Genomic DNA, 13,939 nt, shown 5'->3' on the forward strand with positions numbered 1-13,939 from the left:
CCACTGCCCCATCCCATTGCCAGAACGGAGTGACGAAATGTTCATTGCCACCAACAGGTTCAAGGTGAAGCACGGATCCGAGGCCGAGTTCGAGCGGGTCTGGCGCGAGCGCGACACCTACATCGCCAGCGTGCCCGGCTTCGTCGCCTTCGACCTGTGCCGCGGGCCGGAGAAAGACGAATACACCCTCTACATCTCCCACACCGTGTGGGGCTCCAAGGCGGATTTCGAGGCCTGGACCAAGTCCGAGGCCTTCCGCCTCGCCCACCGCGACGCGGGTGCGTCATCCAACCGCGTGAACTATATCGGCGGTCCGGAGTTTGAAGGATTTGAGTCGGTGCTCTCGCTCACCCCCGGCGAGAAGGCGGCCTGAGGGCCCATCGACCCGAACCACGGTGTACCTCCAGCCCGGCCGGACCCGATGTCCGCGCCGGGCTTTTCTTTTGGTCGGCTGGGCCACATCGCGCTGCCCTGCCCTTTTGCGCCCCCTCTCCCCTTGCGGGAGAGGGCCGGGGTGAGGGGTATGGCGCCGCATAATCCGGGTGGCGGACCTCGACCTGAGAATCCCCCTCACCCCCGGCCCCTCTCCCGCGAGGGGAGAGGGGAGGACTGCCGGCTCACGTCGGCGCCATGCCCTTTTCATGCCCGCGCCGCTTGGCTACCGTCTTGGCCCTTTTCCCGGCCCTCGAATTCTCAGGGCTGGAGCCAACAGGATCGCGCCATGACGGCCTATTCCGACCTCGCCGCCCATTTCGACCGAACCGCGGCGCTCGCCAACGGCATCGGCATCCTTCAATGGGACAGCGACACCATGATGCCCAAGGGCGCCGCTTCCACCCGCGCGGAGAGCCTCGCCCTGCTGCGCGTGCTCCACCACAACATGGCGACGGACCCGCGCATCGGTGACTGGATCGCCGCCTCCGAGGGGGAAGACCTCGGCCCGTGGGAGCGCGCCAACGTGCGCGAGATCACCCGCAGCTTCACCGTGGACACGGCGGTGCCGGCCGACCTCGTGGAAGCCTCCAGCCGCGCCGCCTCCCGCTGCGAGATGGCGTGGCGCAAGGCGCGCGCAGACGCTGATTTTCCTGCCCTCCTGCCCTATCTGGAGGAGGTGCTGCGGCTCCAGCGCGAGATCGGACGGGTGAAGGGCGAGAAGCTCGGCCTCTCCCCCTATGATGCCCTGCTCAACGGCTACGAGCCCGGCGGACGCTCGGCCCGGATCGATGCACTGTTCGACGACCTCGCCCAGTTCCTGCCCGGCTTCACCGAGGAAGTGCTGGAGATCCAGGCCCGACGCCCGGCAACGCCCCCGCTCGAAGGCCCCTTTGGTGTGGAGGCGCAGCGCCAGCTCGGGCTGGAGCTGATGAAGGTGGTGGGCTTCGATTTCGAGCGCGGCCGGCTGGACGTCTCGGCCCATCCCTTCTGCGGCGGTGCCGACAACGACGTGCGCATCACCACGCGCTATGACGAAAGCGATTTCTCCCGCGCCCTCATGGGTGTGCTGCACGAGACCGGACACGCGCTCTATGAGCAGGGCCGGCCGCAGGACTATATCCACCAGCCGGTCGGGCAGGCGCGGTCCATGAGCATCCATGAGAGCCAGTCGCTGCTCATGGAGATGCAGGCCTGCCGCAGCCGGGAATTCCTCACCTTCGCCGCCCCGCGCATGCGCGCCGCCTTCAATGGTTCCGGCCCGGCCTGGGAGGCCGATGCCCTGTGGCGGCTCTACACCAAGGTGGAGCGCGGCTTCATCCGGGTAGATGCGGACGAGGTGACCTATCCCGCGCACGTCATCCTGCGCTACCGGCTGGAGAAGGCGCTGATCGGCGACGAGATGAAGCTCGCCGATCTGCTGGGCGCGTGGGCAGACGGCATGCAGTCGCTGCTCGGAGTGACCCCGCCCAACGATCGCCTCGGCTGCTTGCAGGACATCCATTGGCCGGGCGGCGGCTGGGGCTATTTCCCCACCTACACGCTTGGCGCGATGACCGCCGCGCAGCTGTTCGATGCCGCCTGCCGGGCCGATCCGGGCATTCTGCCCGGCATCGCCAAGGGGGATTTCGCACCGCTGCTGGCGTGGCTGCGCGTGAATGTCCACGGACAGGCTTCGTTGCTGGAGACGGACGAGCTCCTCACGCGCGCGACCGGTCGGCCGCTCGATGCCTCGGTGTTCAAGGCCCACCTGCGCCGGCGCTATGGCGGCGAGATGGAGCATTCGGTGGCCGCCTGAGCCGCCCAACGCAAAACGGCCGGGCATCTGCCCGGCCGTTTTCGTTTCAGAAGGAGCCCTGCCTCAGAGACCGGCGACGTAGCGGCTCGGGTCGACCGGGGTCGAGCCCTTGCGGATCTCGAAGTGCAGCTGGGGCGAGGTGACATTGCCGCTCTGGCCGGCCTTGGCGACGATCTGGCCGCGCCGCACGGTATCGCCCCGCTTGACGGTCAGCTCGCTATTGTTGGCATAGGCGGTCACATAACCATCGGCGTGCTTGATGAGCACGAGATTGCCATAGCCCTTCAGCTCGTTGCCGGCATAGGCGACGGTGCCGTCCTCGGCGGCGCGCACCGCGGTGCCTTCCGGCACGGCGAAGTTCACGCCGTCATTGTGGGCGCCACCGGGCTTGGGACCGTAGGAGGCGATGACGCGACCACGGACGGGCGCGCGGAACTGGGGACCGGAGCCGGCGCGCGGGGCGTCGTCGGCATCCTCCACCGGCGTCACCTTCGCGGCCGTCTCGACCTTGGGCTCGGGCGCCGAGGACTTCGACACGGCCGGGGTCGGCGCGGAGCCGGGCTTCGCGGCAGCGGTCTGCGTGGGCTTTGCCGCAGGGGCGGGCGTCAGGGCCGGAGCGGGCGCAGCAGCGACCGTCGCGGGCTTCGCCGATCCGGGAACCTGCAGCGTGCTCGGGACCGGAGCAGTCGCGGCGAGCTGCGGCGGCTTGGCGGCGGCGGTGGTCTGGGCGGCAGCCTGGGTGGCCTTCGCCTGTGACGCGCCGTTGCCGCCGGGCGGGATGATGAGCGTCTGGCCGGTCCGCACCGTGCCGCCGGCCGGGATGTTGTTGGCGATCGTCAGCGACGCGACCGAGACGTTGTACATGCGGGCAACGGAGCCGAGCGTCTCGCCCGCCACCACCACATGGGTTCCGGCCGCAGGGCCGCGGGCCGGAGCGGCAGAGGCCGACGGCGCTGCGGCGTAGCCGGGTGCGCCATAGAGCGGCTGGGCGGCTCCGGTCGAAGCGTAGGAGGAGGGCTGGTAGCCGGGCGCGGCGGCCTGGCCCGGCGGCGGCGCGGGCATTGCCTCGACGCGGCCGGAGCCGAGCGAGCCGGTGACATCCCCGCTGCCGGCAGGCGGATAACCGCCCGCGTGGCCCTGATAGCCCGCGACAGGCGCTCCGGCCGGAGGCTGGGGGGAGTCGGCAGCGAAGCGGTTCGTATCCGAACTGCAGCCCGCGACTGTTCCGGACACGAGCCCGATCAGCGCCAGCCGCGCGAAGACGTTACGCCCGTGTGTCCCGCAGGAATTACGCATGTGACCGAACTCGCACGCAAACATTACGGCCCGCAGTTAAGAGGCCCATGCGTAAACGGCGGCTTAAATGACGTATCTTCGGCGCGGTCCTGCCGAACTTTCGACTCCCCCGTGACAAAGCTGCAACAGGTCGGGAGGGCCCGACCTGCCGTTTCGTCAGTTGCCCTTGGGGAGTGCCACCACGCTGGCGCCGCTCTCGGCGGTGTCCGACACCGAGCGACCCAGCTGGTTCACATGCTGGTTGTAGTGGGAGCGGGTATTCTCATCCACCACCGCAACGGGCGCGGCTATGACGAGGCCGGCGGCCGTGCCGACGGTCGCGGCGGCGTCCGAGGTCGCCTTGATGATGTGCTCGCCGACGCCGACGCGGGAATCGGTCATGGTTTGCCCCTCCGCAAGGCGGGCGCCAATGGCCTGCACCACCTTCGGGCTGGCGGCGAACTTGCCGTGGGCCAGGGGATCGTTGGTCCTGAGCTTGGTCAGGTCCACCACGTTGATGTTGTTCTTCTCGAATTCGGTGCGGAACGGCTCCTGCTCCGGGTCCACCGCGCCGACGCGGGGAACGTCGCCCCACACCCGCCGCGACACGGCCAGCGCCTTGTCGTCCTGCGACACGAACAGGGTGAAGGCCGGGCGCTGGCTCGTCTTGCCGATCTCGTTGAAGAAGGTGGAGAAGACGTCCACGTCCACGTCCGGCGCGGCCAGCATCACATACTTGATCTTGGGCAGGATGCGGCCGTTGCGGATGGCCATCTGCCGCAGGGCCTCCAGCGTCACGACGTTGCCCATGGAGTGGGCGAGGATGGAAATCTCGCCCACGTTCGGGTCCTTCGCCATGAAGGTGAGCAGCCGCTCCAGGGAATCCCTGGAGAAGGACGTGCTTTCGCGATCGTAGCCATAGGCCAGCAGGCTACCCCGCGATGGCCAGGTGAACAGCACCGGCGTCACCGGCGCACCGGAATCGTGGATGATCTGGGCGAAGCGGAACACCGCGTCGTCGAAGCGCTGGTTGTAGCCGTGGACGAACACCAGCGCCTGCCGGCCCGGCGTGCGGCTGATGCGGTTGTGGAACCACGCGGTCGCCTGATCCTGCGTCAGGTCGACGAGCTTGGTGGTGACGAAGTCCGTCGCCGGATTGCCCGGGATGCTCCGCGGCCACTGTACGTCGCCGATCTTGCGGGCGCCGTCGGGCGGGATAGAGACTTCAATCTCGGCATAGCTCGGCGTACGGGCGCGCTCGCCGTTGAAGATGTCCGGGCCATCGGACCGCTCGCGGACGGTGGCGACCACCATGTCCACGCGGGAGGTTCCGGGCACCGCATCCGGCACCGGAATGAGCGCACCATCGGGGCGCCCGGCGCAGCCTGTCAGCAGGCCGAGCAGCAGCGCACAAGCCAGAATCTGCCGCCCGCGGCCGGAAACGCCCTTCAATTCTCGATCCCCCGGAACGCAACTCCCGATCCCGATAGCTGAGGGCTGTGGCCCTCGCAACGGGCTTCGGCACCAGGGTACGGTGAAAGCGATGCTTTCGCTCAGAGTGTGGCCGCGGCGCCCGGAACGAGCGGTACAAAGCGCACCTTCATCAGGTCGGTGCGGGTGCGGCCGGACTGCTCCTTGACGATACGGACGAGCGTCTGCACCTCCTCCGGCGCACCGAGGGGCGCGACGATGACACCGCCGAGCTTGAGCTGGTCCATCAGCGCCGGGGGAATGTCGGGCGCTGCCGCGGTCACGAGGATGCGGTCGAACGGCGCGCGGGCCGGCATCCCGTTCATGCCGTCGCCCACATAAGCGGTGACGTTGCGCAGGCCGAGCACCTCGAAGCGCGTCTGCGCTTCGCTCACGAGGGAGCGATAGCGGTCCACCGTCACCACGCGGGCGGCGAGATGGGAGAGGACCGCGGCCTGATAGCCGGAGCCGGTGCCCACCTCCAGCACGGTCTGGTCGGCGGTGACGCCGAGCGCTTCGGTCATGGAGGCGACAAGGCTCGGCTGCGACATGGTCTGGCCGCAGGCAATGGGCAGCGCCACGTCGTCATAGGCGTGACGGCGCATCATGGGATCGACGAACAACGGCCGCGGCACCAGCTCGATGGCCCGCAGCACGGCAAGGTCCCTGATCCCCCGCTGGCGCAGCCTCAGGATGAAGGCCGCGCGTTCCGCCTGCTCGCCATCGCCCTCGCCGGTGCTCATCCCGGTGTCCATCTCCGCCTAACTGTTGAAACTTATAGCAGATTGCCGACGATCTCCAGCCGGTGCCTGTCCACCGTCTTCGCCTGGCACTCCCCCTGCCCCGGCTTGCGCCGCATCGGGCGATCGGACACCCTCGCGCCGCCATGCGTCCCGACGTCCTGTCCCCCCTCTTCGCGCCGCTCGACAGCCTCTCCGGCATCGGCCCCAAGCTGATGAAGCCGTATGCGCGCCTTCTGGGGCGGGACATGCCGCGGGTGATCGACCTGCTGTTCCACATGCCGTCCGGTTTCGTAGACCGCCGCGCCCGTCCGCTGCTCTCGGACGCCGTTCCCGAGACCGACGTGACGGTGGAGGTGACGGTCGACGCTCACCAGCCGCCCCCACCCGGCAGCCGGGCACCGCACCGGACCTATGTCTCCGATGCCAGCGGCGACATGGTGGTGGTGCATTTCAAGATCGAGCCGGCGCGCATCGAGCGGATGCTGCCCGTGGGGGCGAAGCGCTGGCTGTGCGGGCGCATCTCGCTCTACGACGGCGTGCGGCAGATGACCCATCCGGACCGCATCCTCGATGCCGCCGGAGTGGAGCGGCTGCCGGCGGTGGAGCAGGTCTATCCGCTGGTGGAGGGCCTCGCTTCGGGCCACTTGCGCCGGGCCATCGAGGCCGCGCTCCTGCGTGTGCCGGACCTGCCCGAGTGGATCCCCGACGAGCTTCGCGCGGCGCGCGGCTGGCCCTCCTTTCGAGACGCGCTGATGCGCCTCCACAAGCCGGCATCGCCCCATGAGGCGACGCCCGCTGGCGGGCCGTGGCGGCGGCTGGCCTTCGACGAGTTGCTGGCGCATCAGCTCACCCTGGCCCTCGTGCGGGCGCAGGAGGAGAAGGCCGGTGGGCGCTCGACGGTGGGCGACGGGCGTCTCGCGACGCGACTTGCAGGCGCCCTGCCCTTCCGCCTCACCGGCGCGCAGGAGCAGGCAATTGCCGCCATCCGCGCGGACCTTGCGGCCGACACGCGGATGCTGCGGCTGCTGCAGGGTGACGTGGGCTCGGGCAAGACGGTGGTCGCCCTCATGGCCGCGGCCACGGTGGCGGAGGCCGGCCGGCAGACGGCGCTGATGGCGCCCACCGAAATCCTTGCCCGCCAGCACCAGGAGACGATCGCACCGCTGGCCGAGGCCGCCGGCCTCTCCACTGCGATCCTGACCGGCCGGGAGAAGGGTCGCGCCCGCGCGGCTGTTCTGGACGATCTCGCCTCGGGCCGCACCGATCTCGTGATCGGCACCCATGCCCTGATCCAGGACGACGTGGTGTTCCGCGACCTCGCCCTCGCGGTGGTGGACGAGCAGCACCGCTTCGGCGTCGAGCAACGCCTGACGCTGGCTCGCAAGGGGGAGGCTGTGGACATGCTGGTGATGACGGCGACCCCCATCCCCCGCACCCTCGTGCTCACCCTTTTCGGCGACATGGACTCCAGCGAGCTGCGCGAGAAGCCGCCGGGCCGGCAGGCTATCGACACCCGCGCCTTGCCCCTCGACCGGCTGGACGAGGTGGTGGCGGGCGTCGGCCGGGCCTTGGCATCCGGCGCACGGGCCTACTGGATCTGCCCCCTCGTGGAGGAGACCGACACTTCCGATCTCGCCGCCGCCACCGAGCGCTACGAAACCCTGCAATCCATCTTCGGCGCATCGGTCGGGCTGGTGCATGGCCGCATGTCCGGCGCCGCCAAGGACGAGGCCATGGGCCGCTTCGCCTGTGGCGAGACGCGGCTGCTGGTGGCCACCACGGTGATCGAGGTGGGGGTGAACGTGCCCGAGGCCACCGTGATGGTCATTGAGCACGCCGAGCGCTTCGGCCTTGCCCAACTGCACCAGTTGCGCGGTCGCGTGGGGCGCGGGGACAAGCCGTCCGTCTGCCTGCTGCTCTATCGTCATCCGCTGGGCGAGACGGCGAAATCCCGCCTCGCCATCCTGCGCGAAAGCCAGGACGGCTTCCGTCTCGCAGAGGAGGATCTGCGGCTGCGCGGCGAGGGCGACGTGCTCGGAACCCGGCAGAGCGGCCTGCCCGGCTTCCGCCTCGCCCGGATGGAGTGGCACGGCGGCGAGGTGGAGGCCGCCCGCAATGCGGCGGCAGCGCAGGTGCGGGCCGATCCAGATCTCGCCATGCCCTCCGCGCGGGTGCTTCACACGCTGCTGCACCTGCAGGAGCGGGATGCGGCGGTGCGCTTGCTCTCGGCCGGATGAGGCGCCATGGTCCGGCGATGGCCGCCGACGACGATGCTTCCGCTCCTCCCCCGCCTGCCCCAGCGACAACCCAGAGCGAACGGCTGGCCGCCGCCCGCTGGAGCCGCGATGCGATCTACCGCAAGCTCCTGTTCGCGGCGGGCTTCGTCTTCCTGATCGTCGGCGCCATCGGCATGGTGGTGCCCATGCTGCCGGGCACGGTGTTCCTGATCCTCGCCGCCTGGTGCTTCACACGCTCGTCGCCGAAGTTCGAGGCCTGGCTCCTCAACCACCGCTGGCTGGGCCCCGGCGTCGTGCGCTGGCGGGAGACCGGGGCGATCCCGCCCATGGTGAAGCTGTTCGCCTTGTCGAGCTTCATCGGCACTTTCACCGGCAGCTGGTATCTTGGGGCACCGACCTTCGTGCTCGCCTTCCTCGGCGTGCTGTTCATCGTGCTGGCGGTGTTCATCGCGACGCGGCCGAACCGCTAGGGCGGCGCTTCCTCAGCGGCGCAGCGGCACCACGTTGTCGGCGTGGACTTCCTCCTGCGCGCAGCAGACCCGGTTGCGGCCGGACCGCTTCGCCTCATAGAGGGCGGCGTCCGCCCGCTCGAGCGTGGTCTGCAGCGGCTCGGCCCGCGAGGCCAGCGCGACGCCGATGCTGACCGTGAAGGGCGGCAGATCGGCATCGTCATGTCCGATGATGGCGAGCCGGACCGATTCCGCCTGCAGCCGCGCCATCTCGGGCGAGGCGCGCTCCAGAAGGATGGCGAACTCTTCGCCGCCCACCCGGCCGATGAGCGCGGACTGCGGCAGCGTGTGCTGGAGCATGCCGCCGAAGCCGCGGATGGTCTGGTCGCCCACGCCGTGGCCGAAGGTGTCGTTGATGGCCTTGAAGTGGTCGATGTCGATGAGCAGCAGCGCGAACGGCGCCGCTCCGGCCCGCCCATGCACGAGGTCCGAGGCGCGCTGCTCGAACCCGCGCCGGTTCAGCAGGCCGGACAGGGCGTCCGTGTCCGCCACCTCCTGGGTCTCGCGCACTAGTTCCAGCACCGAGATCACCAGCAGCAGGAATCCGGTCGCTATCATCAGGATACCCGTGCTGATCTGGGCGACCACCGCGAACGGCGTATCCATGTAGTTGATCTGGTGTGGTCCCGTGTGGAGGCTGACCGCCAGCGCCGCCTTGAGGGGCACGTGCATGCACAGCAGCGCGAACAGGCCGGCGAGCAGAAGGTCGCGCAACCGCCGCGGGCTGTCGCGCAGCACCACCCAGCAGCTCGCCGCCGTCGCGATCACGAAGGGCAGCTGGTAGCAGACGATGCGCACCAGCGTGTTGACCGGAAGTTGCAGCGCCAGCGCGGCACAGACCAGCGTGAGGATGCTGAGGCTCGTCACCAGCCCCCACGGAACGGGCTTGCGGTAGAGCACCGCCAGACCCGGCACCATCAGGATCAGGCAGGCGGCGAAAGAGAGATAGATCACCGGGGCAAGCAGGATCACCCAGCCGGTGTAAGACTGCACGAGCAGTGCCAGCGGCGTGATGAAGATCGCGCCGAAGCTGGCGGCGAACCACAGGGGCGCCGTGTAGCCGCGGTGGAGCAGCGCCAGCGCGAGATAGCTGGCGGCGAACAGCGCCGCCACCACCGCATTCATGAAGATGGGGAACGTCGCAGCAGGCATCGACCGGCGTCCGCACCCAGGCTTGAGCGTTGGCTTGTGTCTCGAAATGAAGGCACCGAATTCCCATCCGGCGCAATATATTTCCGGCGATCACGGGTGGATTATGCCACGCATGCCGGACCAAACCACCGTCACGCTACTCGGCGGTGACGGACCGCCCGTGACGGACTATTCCACCGTCACAGACTTGGCGAGGTTGCGCGGCTGGTCCACGTCCGTGCCCATGATGACCGCCGTGTGGTAGGCGATGAGCTGGACCGGGATTGAATAGACCATCGGGCAGACGGTGGCCGGCATCTCCGGCAGGATCAGCTTCTGCACGGCATTCACCGGCGCGGCCTCGGCCCCCTTGGGGTCGGTGACGAGGATGATCTTGCCGCCGCGCGCCGCCACCTCCTCCATGTTGGAGACGGTCTTGTCGAAGATGCGGTCATGGGGGGCGATGACCACCACGGGCATCTTCTCGTCGATGAGCGCGATGGGGCCGTGCTTCAGCTCGCCGCCGGCATAGCCTTCGGCGTGGATGTAGGAAATTTCCTTCAGCTTCAGCGCGCCTTCCAGCGACAGCGGGTAGTTCGTTCCGCGGCCGAGATAGAGCACGTCCCGGGCCTTCGCCAGGGTGCGGGCCAGCACCTCGATTTCCGGCGATAGCTTCAGCGCCTCGGTCATCAGGCGCGGCACTTCCATGAAGGCGCGCACCAGCTTGTGCTCGTCCTCCGCCGACAGCACGCCCTTGGCGCGGCCGAAGGCGACGGACAGGCAGGCGAGGGTCGCCAGCTGGCAGGTGAACGCCTTGGTGGAGGCGACGCCGATTTCCGGACCGGCGAGGATGGGCAGCACCACGTCCGCCTCGCGGGCGATGGTGGAGGTGGGCACGTTGACCACGGCTACCACCTTCTGCCCGCACTCCTTGGCGTAGCGCAGGGAGGCGAGCGTATCCGCCGTCTCGCCCGACTGGGAGATGACGATGGTGACGCCGCCGGGCGCCAGCGGCGTCTCGCGGTAGCGGAACTCGGAGGCGATGTCGGTGGAGACCGGCACGCGGCCGAAGCGCTCCAGCCAGTATTCCGCCACCGCGCCGGCATAGAGCGCCGTGCCGCACGCGGTGATGGAGATGTGCTGCACTTCCTTGGCATCGAACGGAAGCTCGGGCAGCGAAACGGTCTCGCTGTCGAGATCGAGATAATGGCCGAAGGTGTGGGAGATCACCTCAGGCTGCTCGTAAATCTCCTTCGCCATGAAGTGGCGATGGTTGCCCTTGTCCACCAGCAGGGCGCCGGCTGGCACCTTCTGCACGGCGCGCTCGACGATGCGGCCGGTCTCGTCGCGGATCTCCGCGCCCTCGCGGGTCAGCACCGCCCAGTCGCCCTCTTCGAGATAGGCGATGCGGTCGGTGAACGGGCCGAGGGCGATGGCGTCCGAACCGAGGAACATCTCGCCATTGCCGTAGCCGATGGCGAGGGGAGAGCCGCGGCGGGCGGCGATCAAAAGATCAGTCTTGCCGTCGAACAGAAAGCCGAGGGCGAAGGCGCCCTTGAGGCGCGGCAGCACCGCTGCCACCGCCGCCACCGGCTCCTTGCCGGCGAGCAGTTCGCGATCCACCAACTGGGCGACGACCTCGGTGTCCGTGTCGCTCCTGAAGGAGACGCCGGCGGCCTTCAGCTCTTCCTTGAGCTCGCGGAAGTTCTCGATGATGCCGTTGTGGACCACGGCCACGCGCTTGGTGCCGTGGGGGTGCGCGTTGCGCTCGGAGGGTTTGCCGTGGGTCGCCCAGCGGGTGTGCCCGATGCCGGCGTGGCCCTTCGGCGGGTGCTTGTCGAGCTTGTTCTCGAGATTGCGCAGTTTGCCTTCGGCGCGGCAGATTTCGAGGTGGCCGTTCTCCAAGGTCGCGATGCCGGCGGAATCATAGCCGCGGTATTCCAGGCGCCGGAGCGATTCGACCACTTTGTCCGCGACGGCGCTCTTCCCGAGAATGCCGACGATCCCGCACATGCGATCTTGCTCCGATGTTGGCGGTGCCCCGTTGGGCCCGGCTGACTGTCGCGCCCAAGGTGCACTGCAAAAGCTGAATGGACCGTTCCTAAGCCGCCAGTCCTACCCTTCAAGCGCCCAAGGTCGGAATCACATCGCCTTTCTGTTGGTGTCAGGCGAGGCGCCCCCCGGCGTCGCCTACCCCTTCTTCTTTGCATCCGCGCGGGCGGCGCGGAAATCCTTCGCCCACCCGTCCTTCACCACCTGCCGGCTGCGGGCGATGGCGAGAGCATCCGCCGGAACATCCGAGGTAATGACCGCACCGGTGCCCACATAGGCCCCCGCCCCGATCGTCACCGGCGCCACGAGCGCGGAATTGACGCCAATGAACGCGCCGGCACCGATCTCGGTGCGATACTTGGAGAAGCCATCGTAATTGCAGGTGATGGTGCCGGCGCCGAGATTGGCGCCCGCGCCCACATGGGCGTCGCCCACGTAGGAGAGGTGGTTCACCTTGGCCCCGGTCTCGATATGGGCAGCCTTGGTCTCCACGAAATTGCCGATGCGCACGCCCGCCTCCAGCCGTGTGCCGGGCCGCAGCCGGGCATAGGGGCCGATGGAGACGCCGGGGGCGAGATGCGCGCCTTCGAGGTGGCAGAAAGCGTGGATCACCACGTCGTCACCGACGGTCACGCCCGGCCCGAACACCACGTTGGGCTCCACGATCACGTCGCGGCCGAGCACCGTATCGGCGGAGAAGAACACCGTCTCGGGCGCGATTAGCGTCACCCCCTCGGCCATGGCGGCAAGGCGCAGGCGCTTCTGCAGGATGGCCTCGGCCTCCGCCAGCTGGATGCGGCTGTTGACGCCGGCCACCTCGTCCGCGTCGGCCTTCGCTGCGACCGCCGAGCGGCCATCGGCGCGGGCGATCTCCACGGCGTCGGTGAGGTAATATTCGCCCTTGGAATTGGCGTTGCCGATGCGGTCGAGGATGGAGAGGGCATCCTTGCCGGCAAGCGCCATCAGGCCGGCATTGCAGAAGCGGATCGCCTTCTCCGCGGTGGTCGCGTCCTTCTCCTCGCGGATGGCGACGAGTTCGTCGCCGGAGGTGACGAGGCGGCCGTAGCCGGTGGGGTCTTCCGGCTCGAAGCCAAGCGCGGCGACGGCGGCGCCTTCGGCCAGCGGCGCGCGCAGGCGGGCGAGCGTCTCGGGGCGCACCAGCGGGGTGTCCGCATAGAGCACGAGAACGTCGTCGGCGCCCTCGGCCAGCGCGGCGCGGGCGGCGAGCACGGCGTGGGCGGTGCCGAGCCGCTCGGTCTGCACGAACACCTGCGTGTCGGGCACGATGCGCGTCGCCTCGGCCGCCACATCCTCGCGGCCGGGACCGACGACCACGGCGGTGCGGGTGGCGCCGGCGGCGCGGGTCGCCGCCAGCACATGGTGGAGCATGGTGCGGCCAGCGACCTTGTGGAGCACCTTGGGGAGGCGCGACTTCATGCGCGTCCCTTCCCCGGCGGCGAGCACCACCACGAGCAGGCTCCGGTCACTCATCGCGATTCCTCCGCGGCGCTAGCGTTCCGCCCCCCCATTACCCCGCCGCCGCACCAAGCGGAAGCGGGGAGGAGGCGAGACGCAGACGCGCCGCCGGTCGCGCGTGTCAGGCGCCGCGGGTCCAGCGCACGGTCGCCTCGGCGACGCGGCGGCCGAGATGGGCGGCGGTACGGCGATCGGTGGCGGGGGGCACCACGTCCGGACCTTCATCGATGTTGGACTGGGCATAGGCGCCGGCGAAGCCGCCGAGGCGGTTCAGGTCTTCCGGCGAGCCCTTGGAATTGTTGTTGCCCGGATGCAGGCCGAGGCCCACCCAGACCATACCGTGCTGCTGCGAAAGGCCGAACATCGCATGGATGCCCTGGTGCTTGTCGCCATTCTGCGCGCCGGAATTGACGAAGCCGGCGGCCAGCTTGTCCTTCCACTTCATCTCGAACCAGCGCTTGGAGGACTTCTCGGCGAACGCCTGGAAGGCCGCGGACACGTTGCCCATGTAGATCGGCGCGCCGAAGATGATGGCGGCGGCGCCGTCGAGCACGTCCCACTTGTCGTCCACTTCGTCCACGGAGACGAGGACGCCTTCCACGGCATCGACTTCCTTGATGCCGGCGAGCACGGATTCAGCAACGACCTTGGTGTGGCCGTAGCCCGAGTGATACACGATCGCGACGACTGGCTTCGACATGACACGTCTCCCCGTTGGGTTCGCCGCCGGTTATGCCGTGCATGGATGCCCGCATCCAGCCGTAAGATCGCAATCCAGCCTTGCGCCTTCGCAAACGCACGGCGACGTGCTCAGCC

At 68.9% G+C, this 13,939-nt stretch carries 11 protein-coding genes; 4 read left to right on the plus strand and 7 right to left on the minus strand.

The window, feature by feature from the left end:
- The first annotated feature begins 37 nt into the window (after positions 1 to 37).
- Entirely contained in the window at positions 38 to 373 is a 336-nt protein-coding gene (gene hmuQ / locus ACT54R_RS12255) for a heme-degrading protein HmuQ (protein ID WP_476326682.1), read from the plus strand.
- A 348-nt stretch (positions 374 to 721) separates the two neighbouring features.
- The gene (locus tag ACT54R_RS12260) at positions 722 to 2,230 is read left to right on the plus strand and encodes a carboxypeptidase M32 (protein WP_476326684.1); all 1,509 of its coding nucleotides are present in this window, start codon (positions 722 to 724) and stop codon (positions 2,228 to 2,230) included.
- A 63-nt stretch (positions 2,231 to 2,293) separates the two neighbouring features.
- Here ACT54R_RS12260 and ACT54R_RS12265 read toward each other — a convergent pair whose 3' ends face one another.
- The 3 genes from ACT54R_RS12265 to ACT54R_RS12275 all read right to left on the minus strand — a co-directional run bounded on the left by ACT54R_RS12265 (position 2,294) and on the right by ACT54R_RS12275 (position 5,718).
- Complete coding sequence (locus ACT54R_RS12265) at positions 2,294 to 3,526, minus strand: peptidoglycan DD-metalloendopeptidase family protein (protein WP_476326686.1); 1,233 nt, start codon at positions 3,524 to 3,526, stop codon at positions 2,294 to 2,296.
- A gap of 156 nt (positions 3,527 to 3,682) precedes the next feature.
- Entirely contained in the window at positions 3,683 to 4,957 is a 1,275-nt protein-coding gene (locus ACT54R_RS12270; protein ID WP_476326688.1) for an alpha/beta hydrolase, read from the minus strand.
- Between the two features lie 101 nt (positions 4,958 to 5,058).
- The gene (locus tag ACT54R_RS12275) at positions 5,059 to 5,718 is read right to left on the minus strand and encodes a protein-L-isoaspartate(D-aspartate) O-methyltransferase (RefSeq protein WP_168456959.1); all 660 of its coding nucleotides are present in this window, start codon (positions 5,716 to 5,718) and stop codon (positions 5,059 to 5,061) included.
- Between the two features lie 143 nt (positions 5,719 to 5,861).
- Here ACT54R_RS12275 and recG point away from each other — a divergent pair, with 143 nt between their 5' ends.
- Positions 5,862 to 7,955: an ATP-dependent DNA helicase RecG gene (recG, locus tag ACT54R_RS12280; protein WP_476326690.1), complete on the plus strand. Its 2,094-nt coding sequence runs from the start codon at positions 5,862 to 5,864 to the stop codon at positions 7,953 to 7,955.
- A gap of 17 nt (positions 7,956 to 7,972) precedes the next feature.
- Complete coding sequence (locus ACT54R_RS12285; RefSeq protein ID WP_476326692.1) at positions 7,973 to 8,425, plus strand: YbaN family protein; 453 nt, start codon at positions 7,973 to 7,975, stop codon at positions 8,423 to 8,425.
- Positions 8,426 to 8,437: 12 nt separating this feature from the next.
- Here the strand turns inward: ACT54R_RS12285 and ACT54R_RS12290 are convergent, their stop codons facing one another.
- The 4 genes from ACT54R_RS12290 to ACT54R_RS12305 all read right to left on the minus strand — a co-directional run bounded on the left by ACT54R_RS12290 (position 8,438) and on the right by ACT54R_RS12305 (position 13,823).
- The gene (locus ACT54R_RS12290; RefSeq protein ID WP_168456956.1) at positions 8,438 to 9,616 is read right to left on the minus strand and encodes a GGDEF domain-containing protein; all 1,179 of its coding nucleotides are present in this window, start codon (positions 9,614 to 9,616) and stop codon (positions 8,438 to 8,440) included.
- A gap of 168 nt (positions 9,617 to 9,784) precedes the next feature.
- The gene (gene glmS, locus ACT54R_RS12295; RefSeq protein ID WP_476326694.1) at positions 9,785 to 11,608 is read right to left on the minus strand and encodes a glutamine--fructose-6-phosphate transaminase (isomerizing); all 1,824 of its coding nucleotides are present in this window, start codon (positions 11,606 to 11,608) and stop codon (positions 9,785 to 9,787) included.
- 177 nt (positions 11,609 to 11,785) lie between these two features.
- On the minus strand, positions 11,786 to 13,138 hold the full coding sequence (gene glmU / locus ACT54R_RS12300) for a bifunctional UDP-N-acetylglucosamine diphosphorylase/glucosamine-1-phosphate N-acetyltransferase GlmU (protein ID WP_476326696.1): 1,353 nt from the start codon (positions 13,136 to 13,138) through the stop codon (positions 11,786 to 11,788).
- Between the two features lie 106 nt (positions 13,139 to 13,244).
- A complete protein-coding gene (locus ACT54R_RS12305; protein ID WP_476326698.1) occupies positions 13,245 to 13,823 on the minus strand; it encodes a flavodoxin family protein in 579 nt (192 codons plus the stop codon).
- Between the last annotated feature and the right edge of the window lie 116 nt (positions 13,824 to 13,939).

Source organism: Xanthobacter sp. DMC47, assembly GCF_056313845.1.